This is a genomic window from Flavobacterium sp. GW821-FHT12A05, assembly GCF_058807735.1.
The window spans coordinates 1-14,285 of the sequence record NZ_JBXAQY010000001.1 but is presented as its reverse complement, the minus strand read 5'-3'; the positions used below and the strand labels follow the sequence as shown (position 1 = coordinate 14,285).

The 14,285-nt window shown below is 34.7% G+C and carries 12 protein-coding genes; 2 read left to right on the top strand and 10 right to left on the bottom strand.

Features of this window, described 5'->3' with window-relative positions; all coding sequences use genetic code 11:
* Nucleotides 1–255: 255 nt before the first annotated feature.
* The 4 genes from nagB to AC1RRQ_RS00045 all read right to left on the bottom strand — a co-directional run bounded on the left by nagB (nt 256) and on the right by AC1RRQ_RS00045 (nt 5,753).
* Nucleotides 256–2,169 carry a glucosamine-6-phosphate deaminase gene (gene nagB / locus AC1RRQ_RS00060; protein ID WP_493020197.1) on the bottom strand — a complete coding sequence of 638 codons (1,914 nt, stop codon included), beginning with the start codon at nt 2,167–2,169 and terminating at the stop codon, nt 256–258.
* A gap of 140 nt (nt 2,170–2,309) precedes the next feature.
* Nucleotides 2,310–4,409, bottom strand: a complete 2,100-nt coding sequence (locus AC1RRQ_RS00055; RefSeq protein ID WP_493020195.1) for an alpha-L-fucosidase — start codon at nt 4,407–4,409, stop codon at nt 2,310–2,312.
* 203 nt (nt 4,410–4,612) lie between these two features.
* Complete coding sequence (locus AC1RRQ_RS00050) at nt 4,613–4,963, bottom strand: gamma-glutamylcyclotransferase family protein (RefSeq protein ID WP_493020193.1); 351 nt, start codon at nt 4,961–4,963, stop codon at nt 4,613–4,615.
* Between the two features lie 67 nt (nt 4,964–5,030).
* On the bottom strand, nt 5,031–5,753 hold the full coding sequence (locus AC1RRQ_RS00045; protein ID WP_493020191.1) for an MBL fold metallo-hydrolase: 723 nt from the start codon (nt 5,751–5,753) through the stop codon (nt 5,031–5,033).
* Between the two features lie 103 nt (nt 5,754–5,856).
* On the opposite strand from AC1RRQ_RS00045, the gene AC1RRQ_RS00040 reads away from it, so the two are divergent.
* On the top strand, nt 5,857–6,732 hold the full coding sequence (locus AC1RRQ_RS00040) for a LysR substrate-binding domain-containing protein (RefSeq protein WP_493020189.1): 876 nt from the start codon (nt 5,857–5,859) through the stop codon (nt 6,730–6,732).
* 59 nt (nt 6,733–6,791) lie between these two features.
* On the opposite strand, the gene xylA is transcribed toward AC1RRQ_RS00040, so the two are convergent.
* The 6 genes from xylA to AC1RRQ_RS00010 form a co-directional block, all read right to left on the bottom strand.
* Nucleotides 6,792–8,117 (bottom strand): xylose isomerase, encoded by a 1,326-nt coding sequence (gene xylA, locus AC1RRQ_RS00035; RefSeq protein ID WP_493020187.1) that lies wholly within the window; start codon nt 8,115–8,117, stop codon nt 6,792–6,794.
* Between the two features lie 9 nt (nt 8,118–8,126).
* The gene (locus AC1RRQ_RS00030) at nt 8,127–9,608 is read right to left on the bottom strand and encodes a xylulokinase (RefSeq protein WP_493020185.1); all 1,482 of its coding nucleotides are present in this window, start codon (nt 9,606–9,608) and stop codon (nt 8,127–8,129) included.
* 2 nt (nt 9,609–9,610) lie between these two features.
* Nucleotides 9,611–10,621, bottom strand: coding sequence for a GntR family transcriptional regulator (locus AC1RRQ_RS00025; protein ID WP_493020183.1), 1,011 nt, complete (start codon nt 10,619–10,621; stop codon nt 9,611–9,613).
* 290 nt (nt 10,622–10,911) lie between these two features.
* Nucleotides 10,912–11,457 carry a YbhB/YbcL family Raf kinase inhibitor-like protein gene (locus AC1RRQ_RS00020; protein ID WP_493020181.1) on the bottom strand — a complete coding sequence of 182 codons (546 nt, stop codon included), beginning with the start codon at nt 11,455–11,457 and terminating at the stop codon, nt 10,912–10,914.
* A gap of 67 nt (nt 11,458–11,524) precedes the next feature.
* Nucleotides 11,525–12,385: a helix-turn-helix domain-containing protein gene (locus tag AC1RRQ_RS00015; RefSeq protein WP_493020179.1), complete on the bottom strand. Its 861-nt coding sequence runs from the start codon at nt 12,383–12,385 to the stop codon at nt 11,525–11,527.
* A gap of 185 nt (nt 12,386–12,570) precedes the next feature.
* Complete coding sequence (locus AC1RRQ_RS00010) at nt 12,571–13,008, bottom strand: PepSY-like domain-containing protein (protein ID WP_493020177.1); 438 nt, start codon at nt 13,006–13,008, stop codon at nt 12,571–12,573.
* A 138-nt stretch (nt 13,009–13,146) separates the two neighbouring features.
* Between AC1RRQ_RS00010 and AC1RRQ_RS00005 the strand changes: the two genes are divergently transcribed.
* Nucleotides 13,147–14,160 carry a proline-specific peptidase family protein gene (locus AC1RRQ_RS00005; protein WP_493020175.1) on the top strand — a complete coding sequence of 338 codons (1,014 nt, stop codon included), beginning with the start codon at nt 13,147–13,149 and terminating at the stop codon, nt 14,158–14,160.
* The last annotated feature ends 125 nt before the right edge of the window (nt 14,161–14,285 follow it).

Genomic DNA, 14,285 nt, shown 5'->3' with positions numbered 1-14,285 from the left:
TCGCAAAGAGCGCTAAGGTTTACGCAAAGTTCGCAAAGTTTATTCACATAGCTTTGCGAACTTTTTTTATATTTTTAGATCAAACAAAAAAATCTTTTTGCTCTTTGTGTAAACCTTAGTGAACTTTGTGGTAAAAAAACTTTGCGGTAAAAAAAAGCATAAAAAAAATGCAGCCAACCACAGCTGCATTTTCAAAGTTGGTAACTAACCAAATAAACCACATGAAATAGTCTATTATATTGTAAAAATTAAAAACTAGAAATGATATCTTTTAAAGGCTTCGATAGCCGAGTAATCTGCTAAACCTAAAGCGTGATATTTTTCTGCTGTTAATCTGTTTCTGTCTTCTGCTCTAATCCAGAATTCCCTGCTGTCATCACCCTGGAACATTACACCGTCTTTTTGAGACTGGTGGTAGAAAATTGCGTGACGTTTTTTAAGCACCTGATCCGGACTCATTGGAACCGCCATTTCAATTTGGTACGTTTCCCATTCGTGCCAAGCACCTCGGTATAACCAAACCCAGCAATCATCCATAAAGCTTTTATGTTTTAATCGTTTCAAAGCTTCAAACAAACTATCCAGACATACTTTGTGTGTTCCGTGCGGGTCTGCTAAATCTCCGGCTGCGTAAATTTGATGCGGTTTTATTCTTTCGATAATCTCACACATAATTTCGATATCGGCTTCGCCAAGATTGTTTTTCTTCACCGTTCCTGTTTCATAAAAAGGAAGATCAAGGAAGTTTACATTAGAATCCGGTACGCCTAGATATCGGGTTGCTGCGACAGATTCGCTTCTTCTAATTAAACCTTTTAGTTTTCTAACTTCAAGTGAGTCTACATCATTGCTTTTTTTGTTTTTCAAAAAGTTAATAATGTTTTCAGACTCAACAGAATTAGCGTTTAATGCTTTCGAAATTTCAGCAAATTTTAAAGCTTCTTCATTCGAAACCGCAATATTTCCCGAAGTCTGATAGGCAATATGTACATCATGTCCCTGCTCTACCAATCGATCAAAAGTTCCTCCCATCGAAATAACATCATCATCCGGATGCGGACTAAAAATGATAATTCTTTTTCTTTCCGGTGTGGCACGCTCTGGTCTGTACGTATCATCGGCGTTGGGTTTTCCTCCCGGCCATCCCGTAATAGTCTGCTGCATTTTATTGAACATTTTAATATTCAAATCGTATGCAGTTCCTTCTTCGGTTAAAACACTCGACATTCCGTTATCGTTGTAATCTTTGTCAGTCAGTTTAAGGAAAGGTTTTTTGGTCAATTCACTTAACCAAGCCACAGCTTTCAATTTTAATTCGTCTGTCCAGATTACAGATTTTACCAGCCAAGGTGTTTTTACACGAGTTAATTCTGATGAAGCTTCGGTATCTAAAACAAAAGTTGTGTTGTTGTGCTGTTGTAAATACGTCGCCGGAACCCGAGATGAAATTTCACCTTCGATTGTTTTCTTTATAATTTCTGCTTTGCTGATTCCCCATCCAAGAAGTACAATTCTTTTGGCATTTTTTACCGTACCAATTCCCATTGTAATCGCTTTTCTAGGTACATTATCAATTCCTAAAAATGATGATGCGGCATCAACACGCGTTAAGTGATCTAGTGTAATGCTTCTGGTTCCTGAATTTACGTGAGATCCTGGTTCGTTAAACCCGATATGTCCCGTTCTTCCAATTCCTAAAAGCTGAAAATCCAATCCGCCGTAAGCTTTAATTTTCATTTCATAATCAATACAATATTGCTGCAAGTCTTCACTGCTGATGTTTCCGTCAGGAATATTGATATTTTGAGGCTGAATATTTACATGATTAAAAAGATGCTCGTGCATAAAGTACCAGTAACTTTGAATGTTGTTTTTATCCATTGGATAATACTCATCTAAGTTGAAAGTAACCACATTTGCAAAACTCAACCCTTCTTCTTTATGAAGACGAACTAATTCTTCGTATACTTTTACAGGAGACGATCCTGTTGCTAATCCTAAAATGCAAGGTTCGTTTAATTCTTCTTTTCTCTGAATTATATTGGCGATTTCCTGAGCGACTAGAATTGAAGCTTCCTGAGATGAGTCGAAAATTACATTATGTATCTTCTCAAAACGGGTTTCTTCGAACTTTCCAGCTTCTTTGAAATTTATACTTTCTTTAATCATTTGCCTGTTGTTGTAATTATTTAGTATAAAATTAAATATTACACAATGTAAATAATCAAAAATTCGACTAATAACCTGTAAGCTTCGCTAAAAAACAAAATTGGAAACTTTAAACAAAACGATTACAAATTAAAAAGTAATTATAAGGTTTCAATAACATTTATTTCTGCAATAGAAACCGTCGATCCCTTCGCTACTGCCGACTTCGCAACGAAACGAATATATTTTGCTTTTACTTTTTTGAAAGTCTTAACCTGCTCGATTGGGTTGTGTTTTATATTCGAAAATTCGCCTTCAGATTGTAAGATCCAGTTAACATTATCTGTACTGGTGTAGAACTCATAATTTGATATTAAATTAAGATTATTGCCCACTTGCTGAGGCACATAAGTAAAACCATTTAAGGTTAAAAGACTTCCTAAATCTATGGTAACTTGTTGTGGGAGTTTGTTATTTTCATTTCCAAAACTCCAGTCTGTATCTAAATTTCCATCGATAATTCGGTTTGCAGTATTTATATCACCGCTGGAAACCGTTACAATTTTCCAGTTTTCTTTTGATGCACCGTATTTTACTATTTTTACAGCGCTGCTTATATTTTCAGCTGCATCAATAGCTAATGCTTTTATCGTAACCGCTTTTTTATTTTGAAACACTCCTTTATATAAAGTACTTTTTTTCGTTGGATTTTTTCCGTCAAGCGAATAATAAACTGGATTTCCATCTTCAGATTTAATCGTTATATCGCCGTTTTTATCACGGTTAATTTCCGGCATTCGCACAAAAGTCGGTGCGTTGTATGCCTCAATATTCGAAATCACGATACTGGCTTTAGAATCAGTAATATTGATTCTTAATGCCGATGCTGTAACGCGGTCGATTCTTAAAATTCTTTTGTAGCCAATGGTGGTTTCGTTTGCAGCGGTTTTCCAGTTTCCATCTACTTTAACTTCAACATTAAATGCTTTTACACGTTGTCCAAGCGCAATATATTCCTGAAGTAAAATGCGGTTTACAGCTGTTGGTTTGTCAAATTCAAAAGTTATAGAAGCGGTTTTTATATTATCATCGGTTGCCCAATAGGTATTTTTATTTCGGTCGGCCGTATTTTTTCCTGCAAATGATTCGCTGCTGCCTCTAACATTATCAGCCGTAATTTTTGTTTTGGATAATAATTCGGTTTTAAAATCGGCTTTTATAGTCGAAACCAATTCTTTTAATCTTGCTTCATCATTTTCGTGAACCAAACCTCTTTTATCAACCGGAAGATTCAGCAATAAAGTTGCATTTCGACCAATTGATTCGTAATAAATATCGACCATTTCATCCAGCGAACGTACTTTATCGTCTTCAACCGAATGATAAAACCATCCCGGTCTGATTGAAACATCGGCTTCGCCCGGAACCCATTTTTCGCCGTCTTCATGTCCCGACGTAAATTCGGAATAATGTACCTTTCCGGCCAGTTCGTCTTTTTGGCGCAAAAGAGACCAATTTGTTTTTCCGGCGCGTCCTTCTTCATTTCCAATCCATCTGGCTTCTGAAGGACCAACTCCCCAAACCAAAGTTTTAGGCGCAGTTTTGTAAATTAATTTATACGTTTCATCCCAATTGTAATATTCAAGCGTATTGATTTTTCGGGTTTCATTGGCTCCGCCGTAATAGCCGTCACCGCCGTTTGCGCCGTCAAACCACATTTCGAAAACATCGCCATAATTAGTCAATAATTCTTTTAGCTGATTTCTGAAATAGGTAACATATTCCGGTTTGCCATAATCGGCACGGTTTCTGTCCCAAGGCGAAAGGTACAAGCCTAATTTTAAATCGTATTCTTTACAGGCTTCTGCCAATTCTTTAACCAAATCACCTTTTCCGTTTTTCCACGGAGAATTTTTTACAGAACGTTCTGTATACGCCGACGGCCATAAACAGAATCCGTCATGATGTTTGGCAACCAAAATAATCCCTTTCATTCCGGCTGCTTTCACAATACGCGCCCATTGACGAACATCTAAATTTGTTGGATTAAATAAGGCCGGAGATTCGTCGCCGTAACCCCATTCTTTATTGGTAAAAGTATTTAACGAAAAATGCACAAAAGCATAAAATTCCATTTCCTGCCAGTTAATTTGTTTTTGCGTAGGCAGCGGACCAAAAGGTTCCGGCGCTTTTACAGTATTTTGGCTGTTTACAGCAATTGTAACGCAGAGAGAACACAAGAAAAGAAAAACATTTTTCATCGTACGGCAATTCATAACGTATTATTAAAATAGGAACAACACAATATTAATGTAAATTACTATTCTAAGTGTTGTTATTTCGACCAACAACGGTTTTGGAATGTTTTTAGTAAAATGTGATGACGTTTTATAATATTTACAATCGTAAACTCGACAGGTTTTTAAAACCTGTCGGGTTTGTTGCAAAAATTGAATATTTAATTTTATTGATTTAAAGCATAAATATAGGCACTTCCCTTTTGTCCGTTTTCGAGTTCGTATTCAGTTTGAATGCGTTTATAACCATCGCCTTCAAATTCATCGAGGTAATCCCAGTGCAAGAGTAAATCTTTAGAGAAAAGAACATAACAATTAATAGTTGAGGCTTCTTCCGTATTTACAAGAATAAAACCATTATACCCCAAAGAAGATCCCCAGCCTCCTTCTTGCAGTTTACCTCTTATAATCGCTTTCCGCCATTCTCCTTTTATAGGATCCATAACCGAATGATTCGACTCGCCCGGCGCCAGTGATCCGTAAATAATTAAAGCCGGAATTACTTCTAAATCTTTCATCTTACACTATTCTCTAAATTCTATCTGCTATCTTACCTCTTGTTTCTATTCTCTCCCCTCTCTTCAACTAAAACTCTAAAACCGGCATTTTCATATCGTGATACAAAAGCACTTTCCAATTTTGTTCTTTTGCCTGCTGCTCCCATTTTTTACGCGATTCCATGGCACGTTTTCCGTCAAAATCTGTTTTGTAGGCCACATGCATAGATAAATAAACTTTTTGAGGTAAATCATCGGCACCATAAAAAACAATTTCGTCATTGGCTTTAATCCAAAATACCTGATGAAATTTGGTATGTCCAGCCGAAACTTCATAGAAAATCTCATCTGTAATTTGTCCGCAGTCAGTATTCAATAACTCAACATTTGGAAGCTTTTCTAACTGATTCAATATTTCAAAAACATACGACGGGTTATTGATTTGTTCTAAAGCAAAATCTATTTCCCTTTTTTGAATGTAAATAGTTGCATTAGGGAAATTAGGAACAAAAGTATCGGCATCAAAATAACCAATTCCTTCGATATGATCTTTATGAAGATGCGAAACCAAAACTTTTGTAATCTGCTCCGGTTCAATATTATTCTTTTTCAGCATTTGATGAATAAAAGGAATTCCGTCATTTACAAATCCCAAACCAAAATCTAATAATATAACATCATTTTCTGTAACAACCACAAAAGGCTGAATTGCCATTTTTAGTCCTAAATCTGTTGTATTTTCTGTTATAAGTTTGAATTCTTTTTTAGAATCGGCGATATAATTTCCTTCTTGTAAAGCTATAATTTTCATTTTGTTTCTTGCTCTAATTTGCAGTACAGCAAAGTTCTTAAGAATTTCTATATTTGTAAAACCTTATTTTTCGATAAAATCAATCGCTAAAACCGATTTAGAAATGGAACTCAGACAGCTCAAATATTTTCTTAAAGCTAAGGAATTATTGAATTTTACCGAAGCCGCTTCGGCACTTTTTATCAGTCAAAGCACTTTATCACAACAAATTAAGCAATTGGAAGATGAGTTGCAAGTACCTCTTTTTAACCGAATTGGAAAAAGAATTACACTTACAGAAGCCGGAAAACTATTTTCGGTTTATGCGCAGCAATCTATTAGTAAAGCGGCTGACGGACTTGAAGTATTAAAGGATTTGAATACGCTCGAAACCGGAAAAATTGCCATTGGCGTAACGTATGCTTTGCGTCATGTGGTGACAAAAGCATTGATTGTTTTTAGTTCTGAATTTCCTAAAATTCAATTCGAAATTGTATTTGGAACTTCGCAGGAATTAGTTCAAAAACTAAATCATTTTGAACTTGACGTCATTTTGACTTTTGAAGAAATTGCTTCTGAAGCGCATTTTAAATACCGGGAATTATTTACTTCTCCAATGGCTTTGGTTACTTCTTCTGAAACCCCATTTATTCACAAAAAAAGTATTTCTCTTGCTGAGGTAAGTTCATTACCGCTTGCACTTCCTTCAAGTGGTTTCAGCACCACGCAGTTTATCAATAAAGCTTTTGAAAAGAACAATTTAAATCCAAAAGTAACGATCGAAATAAACGATATTCCCACTTTACTGGAATTAATTAAAACCGGAAAATGGCATACGATCTTAACGAAAACCACAATCGAAAACGAAAAGGAATTGTTTGCAATCCCTATAAAAGGAGAAAAAATGACGCGAACCGCAATGCTTATTTCTTTGAAAGATGTGTATGAGAAAAAAGCGATGATTGTTTTTTTAGAAACACTTATGGATAATTTGAAGTAGACCTTCAATGTAAAAGCTTTGTCAAAATTTGAAACTTTGACAAAGCTCTAAATAACCAATTAAATATATTGATTAATGATATTTTCAAACAATTCCTGTTTACCGCTTTGAAGTGTTAATTCTCCGTTTTGATTTGCGATATCGTATAAATCTTTAAGGTTTAATTTTCCATCAGCAAAATCTTTTCCTTTTCCAGAATCAAAAGAGCTGTATCTTTCTGTTCTTAATTTTTCGTAAGGAGAAGAAGTGATGATTTTGTCTGCGGTCAATAAAGCTCTTGCAAAAGTATCAGCCCCGCCAATGTGAGCTAAGAAAACATCTTCCAGATCTGTAGAATTTCTTCTAATTTTTGCATCAAAATTAACGCCTCCGCCCTGCAATCCGCCAGCTTTTAAGAAAACCAACATCGCTTCGGTCGTTTCCTGAATGTTATTTGGAAACTGGTCTGTATCCCACCCATTTTGGTAATCTCCTCTGTTAGCATCTATACTTCCTAACATTCCCGCTTTTGCTGCCACTTCTAATTCATGCTGAAAAGTGTGCTGTGCTAATGTAGCGTGGTTTACTTCGATATTAATTTTAAAATCTTTATCTAAACCATATTCTTTTAAAAATCCAATTGCAGTTGCCGTGTCAAAATCGTATTGGTGCTTAGAGGGCTCCATTGGTTTTGGTTCGATAAAGAAAGTTCCTTTAAAACCTTGCGCTCTTGCATAATCTCTAGACATTGCAAGGAATTGCGCCATGTGATCTAATTCTCTTCCCATATCTGTGTTTAGCAGCGACATATAACCTTCTCTGCCTCCCCAGAATACATAGTTTTCTCCACCTAAAGCAATCGTTGCATCAAGTGCTAATTTTACCTGTCCTCCGGCTCTTGCCACAACGTTAAAATCAGGATTTGTAGCCGCTCCGTTCATGAATCTTGGGTTTGAAAAACAGTTTGAAGTCCCCCAAAGCAATTTAATTTCAGATGCTGCTTTTTTCTGTTTTAGGTATTCTGTAATAAATGTCAAACGTTTTTCTGATTCTGCGAAAGTGGCGCCTTCAGCAATTAAATCATAATCATGAAAACAGAAATAATCAAATCCCATTTTACTGATAAATTCAAAAGCCGCATCCGCCTTATCCTTTGCTGCCTGATACGGGTCAGAAGACTGATCCCAGGCAAATTGCTGTGTTCCTGGCCCGAATGGATCGCTTCCTTGTCCGCAGAAGGTATGCCAGTATGCGATTGCAAATTTAAAATGTTCACGCATGGTTTTTCCTGCTACAACCTGATCCGGATTGTAATATTTAAATGCCAATGGATTATCAGATTCTTTTCCTTCAAATTTAATTTGACCAATACCTTTGTAGTATTCTTTATCTCCTAAAACTATCATGTAATGCTTTTATTTAGTTGTTAATATTATTTCTAATTCTTGTTTCCATTTTTGGTAAGCCGTTTTATAAGGTTCGGCATTTTTCAATGGAAAAAACGTCATTACATGATCGTTGATCGTAATGCTCGAACCAAATTTGTTGTAATCACTATCTTTTAAACCCACTGCTCTTGCTGCTCCGACTGCTCCGGTTGTATTGTAAATTTCAATTTCGTGGCCAATTAAAGTTGCCACCGTATTGGAGAAAATTTCTGAGCGGAATAAATTGTCATTCCCGGCTCTAATGACATTAATTGCTACATTATCATCTTTCAAACATTCCATTCCATACACAAACGAAAACGCAATTCCTTCTAAAGAAGCTCTAAATAAATGCGCACTATTATGAATATTTAAGTTGAGATTTAAAAAATGTGTTCCTATGTTTTTATTGTTGAACATACGCTCAGCACCATTCCCAAACGGAATCACGACAACGCCCTCTGATCCAATTGCGATTTTTGAAGCTTTCTCGTTCATCGATTCATACGTTTCGCTGCCCATATTATTTCGAAGCCATCTGTATTGAATTCCTGCTCCATTAATATTTAAAAGTTTCCCTATTCTAGGCGTTTCTAACTCGTAGTTTACGTGAACAAAATTGTTTACTCGTGTGCTTTTTCCAGAAGATATTTCGCTTATTGCATAAAATACCCCCGAAGTACCGCCCGTAGCCGCCACTTCTCCCGGATTCAAAACATTTAAAGCCAAGGCATTATTAGGCTGATCTCCTGCTCTGTAAACAATTGGAATTCCTGCCGGAAGCCCAGATTCCTTTGAAGCTTGTTGAGTAACAACACCCTGATTTGTAAAATTCTCTACAATTTTTGGCGTCAGTGATTGGTCAATTGCGTAATAATCCAAAAGCCAGTGGGCCACTTTATTTTCTTTATAATCCCAAAGCATTCCTTCAGATAAACCATTTTTAGTAGTCGTTACTTCGCCTGTCAATTTCAATGCGATGTAATCTCCAGGAAGCATGTATTTATCAATTTTATTATAAATGTCAGGCTCATTTTCTTTGACCCATTTTAGTTTCGAAGCCGTAAAATTTCCTGGGGAATTCAACAAATGCTCTGAACATTTTTCAGGTCCTATTTCGGCGAAAGCCTTATTTCCAATTTCAATCGCACGGCTGTCACACCAAATAATCGAATTTCGAAGGGCATTTCCAGCTGCATCCACAATCACTAATCCGTGCATTTGGTACGAAATACCAATTCCCTGAATTTTAGATGCATCGATATTAGCTTCTTTAATTGCTCTTTTAGTCGCTGTACAAATGTGCTGCCACCAAATTTCAGGATCCTGCTCTGCCCAGTCCGGGTGAAGAGATAAAATTTCCATTTCGTTTTGCGGTTCATGCAAAACAATTATTTTTTTGCCCGTTTCTGCTTCTACCACAGCTGTCTTAACAGACGAACTTCCAATATCATATCCGATATAATACATACTTATAATGATTCTCTTATTATTAATTTTGTCGGCACATAACACTTCGTTTCTTCGTCGTGTGTAATAAATGCCGCTGCTTTGGTTCCTAATTCTTTAAAATCAGTTGATACAACCGAAATTCCTTTATAAATAAATTTCTTCATTGGCGTTTCGTTATACGACAAAAAACCGACGTCTTTTCCGGGTTCTAGATCTTTCTCTTTACACTGCTCTAGAAAGTACCCTAAAACCCTGTCACTTACGCTGATATAAGCCATTTCTTTCTCAATATTGAACTTTTTAGCATCAGTAATAATTTCATGTTCAAAACGGAAATCAGCACAGAATTTCTTAAAAAAATCAACTGTTTCCTTTGGGTGATTTGTAAAATCCGGATACACAAATTGTATCTTTTTGTACTTTTTAAACAAATCGACCGCTTTTGTCAAAGACTCATAAAAGGCTTTACCAAAATCCTGAAAAACATAATTATAACTTTCATCTGCCTGAATATTCCAGTCAATCAAAAGCAGTTTATCTTTTGAGATTGCAGACAAAGCCGGAGCAATATCTTCATGATCAAAATTCATTACCACATATTTGTAATACTTTCCTATTCCGTTGTTGATGATCGTTTTAAAAACATCTATATTATAATGATGAAACTGCACATCTGTAATCACATTATCCGGCAGATTATTGACAAACGAATGGTACAAAACCTCTTTATACGCCTTAAAAGTGTCTAAAACCAAAAGCACTTTTCTCGTCTCACCCGAAACGTAATAGCCTTTATTAGGGACAGAATCGATCGTTTTTTGATCCTTTAAAATCGTATAGGCTTTAAAAACCGTATCTCTCGATAACTGATTCGTTTTACAAATACTATTTACCGAAGGAAGCAAATCTCCTTTTTGTAAAATATTCTCCGCAATTGCATTATTTATTCCATTTACCAATTGCTGGTATTTCGGAATATCACTATCGTGATTTATAGTAAATACAAATTTTTCTTGTTCTTCGTTTAGCATACTGTTCCGTTCTGTTCTGGTATGCTAAAATAATTAAAACTCATTAATAAAAAAATACTTTTTATATTTAAATTGTTAGTTATAAATATTTTTTCCTCTAGTAATTTATTACATTCCGAAAATCAAATTCTTTTTTATTTTAAAAAAACACATATTCTACATAAAATAACAATTCCTAAAACATATCTCTATAACAAATAAAAGCAGGATAATTATAAAAACTATCCTGCTTTTTCGGGGTTACATTCAAGAATTGAAAACCTAAAATTTCGATATTCTTTATTTGTTTTTTATCGTTTGTAATAAGCTACAATACTTGCTTTTGCTAAGGTTTGGTTCCAAAGATTAAAACCAACTACAGCTGGATTCGTATTTTCGTTTGTTCCTAATTTATCCTTTTTTAATGCATAAACCGTAATGATGTATTGGTGAAATCCATGACCAACCGGCGGACAAGGTCCTCCAAACCCTTTAATTCCATAATCTGTAATACTTTGAATAGCTCCTTTTGGAATTAAGTTGCTTTTTGTACCAGCATTAGTTACCAGTTCATTTACGTTTGCCGGAATATCAACGACTACCCAATGCCAGAAACCGCTTCCTGTTGGAGCATCGGGATCATACATCGTGATGGCAAAACTTTTGGTTCCTTCGGGAGCATTTTTCCATGACAATTCCGGAGATTGATTCTCACCAGAACATCCAAATCCGTTGAATTCCTGAATTTTAGTCGTTTCTCCTCCTAAATCTTTACTCGTTAAGGTAAATGTTTTTTGGGCAAAAATTGTTGTTGTGAAAATTAAAGACAACACCAAAATTAAATTTAGCTTTTTCATTTTATTTCGTTTTAAAATTTTAAGCAAATTTAGGTTCAGCTATGTCAAAAAAACTTTAGAGAAAGGATCAAAAACTATTGCTAAAAGTCCAGTTTTTCTGATTTTGTTTAGGCGTAACACCATACTTTAGTTTATAAGCCTGTGTAAAACTGGATAAGTTTTCATAACCTGCTTCAAAATAAATTTCCGATGGATTCTTTTGCTCATGCTGCAGTAAATAATGTGCAAATTCCAGTCTTTTATTTTGAAACCATTTTATAGGAGATTCAGCATAATGCTTTTCAAATTCTCTTTTGAATGTCGAAATGCTCATATTACATAAAAAGGCCAATTCTTTCAAGGTTAACTTACTCAAGTGGCTGTTTTCGATTACCTGAATAAATTTCTGAGTGGTATTATCACTGTTTACAGTTAATGAATATAGAAATTCAGTTCCATACTTTCCGGTTAAATAAAGCATGATTTCTTCAAACTTAATTTCTAATAATTTAATTTTAATATCTCCTGAAAGTTTAGAAATATCAACTAAGCTAAAAACAAACCGTTGTATAAATTCATCATATTCAAAAGCATAAACAGATTTTGAATCTATAGCATCAAAATCACTAAATTCCATTTTTCTGATGAAATTATAAACCATTTCATTAGAGAAAAACAGCAGTACGCTTCTGTAATTAGAGTCTTCAGAAATCTTTTTTTCAGTCATTAAACAATTACCAGACCTCATTATTAAAAACCTGGAAGAATCTACAGACAATACTGCATTATCAAAAATAGCTTCTTTTGTTCCTTCAATAAGAAAACTAATTATATTTTGATTTAGAATAATCTGCTGTTTAGAAACATCATGAGAACTTCTATAATCCACAACATGTACTAATTGTACTTCTCCCAAATTCATTTCATCGGGAAGTGTAATCGTATCCATAGATGACAATTATATTTTTCTTATTTATACTTTACCGGGCGGCTCTTTTCAAACAAAAATAGAGCTGTAAATATAAACTATTTTCTATCAAGATGCTTTTTCTTAAAATTGAGTAAACAAAAAAAATCCTGAATAACCTGCTATTCAAATGGCAGATTATTCAGGAACTTTTTAGCAATAGTTTTTTATTTGTCTTTTTTATCCTTTAGAATTTTACCTTCTTTTGTAAATTCCAAATCAATATTGTTTGTTAAATCAACATCCAAATCTTTGTGTCCATAATCTATGTGCGTTATTTTTTCGTTTGGATGATTTTTAGCAACATACGCTTTAATATTATCCGGGATAAAAGCGGTCGGAATTGGTTTGTCTCCTCCATCCACTTCTCTATAAGATCCGTCTTTCCAGAATTCGACTTCTGTTCCGTCTTTTAATTTAACCTCAAAACCCTTCTCACCATGTTCTGCATCTTTTTTAGCACTTACAACTGTAGTGTGGCTAAAATGCTTTTTCAAAAATTCCTGCGCAGGTTTTGGCAGTTCTGTAACTTCAATTTTTTTCTGTGCACTGGTCGAAATTGTCAATAAAAACAATGTTACGGCTATAAATATTCCATTTTTCATAATCCATTTATTTAAGTATTGTATTACTAATTTACTGCAAGAAAAATCACGATCAAATCTATTTAAGAAACTTTTAAAGTTTTTAAAATCCGTAATCATTAATTTGTAACTTAGTCAAAACCATTAAATTATAACCAAATGCGTTACATTCTTGCTTTTACAGCTATATTACTTATGACATCTTGCAAAAAAGAAAATAGTACAAATCTCTCCAATTATTTCACTTACAGCCAAGACAATCCAGAATCTGCAGGCGTAAAAATGATTCCTATAAAAACACCAATAGGAGAATTTAAAGTCTGGACAAAACGTTTTGGTAATAATCCAAAAATAAAAATCTTATTATTACACGGAGGTCCGGCAATGACCCATGAATATATGGAATGCTTTGAAACATTTTTTCAACGAGAAGGTTTCGAGTTTTACGAATACGATCAGCTCGGATCTTATTACAGCGACCAGCCAAAAGACAGTAGTTTATGGACAATTGACAGATTTGTTGACGAAGTCGAGCAGGTACGAAAAGCAATCAATGCCGATAAAGAAAATTTTTATGTTCTTGGAAACTCTTGGGGAGGTATTCTGGCAATGGAATATGTGCTGAAATACCAACAAAACATGAAAGGATTATTAGTCTCTAATATGATGGCCAGCGCTCCTGAGTACGGAAAATATGCTGATGAAGTTTTAGCAAAACAAATGAAACCAGAAGTTCTTGCGGAAATAAGAGCTTTAGAAAGTAAAAAAGATTTCGGAAACCCAAGATATATGGAATTACTGTTGCCAAACTTTTACAAAGAACATCTATGCCGATTAAAAGAATGGCCAGACGGATTAAATCGTGCCAGTAAACATGTAAATGGAGAAATTTATACCTTAATGCAAGGCCCGAGCGAATTTGGTATCAGCGGAAGATTAGCCAAATGGGATATCAAAAACCGATTGCATGAAATTACAATTCCTACGCTTATGATTGGTGCGAAATACGATACCATGGATCCGAAAGCAATGGAAGAACAAAGTAAATTAGTCAAAAAAGGACGTTATTTATTTTGTCCAAACGGAAGTCATTTAGCTATGTGGGACGATCAAAAAGTCTTTATGAATGGCGTAATCCAGTTTATTAATGACGTTGATACTAAAAAAATCTAATTCATAAATCCACAATTAACTAATAACCAGTTTCATATTAATTAATATAATAATTATGGCGTTTCCCGCCGCGGCGGGCCGGGCTGTCCGCTTAATCTTTTGTTTTTTAAAGAAAAAAACAAAAG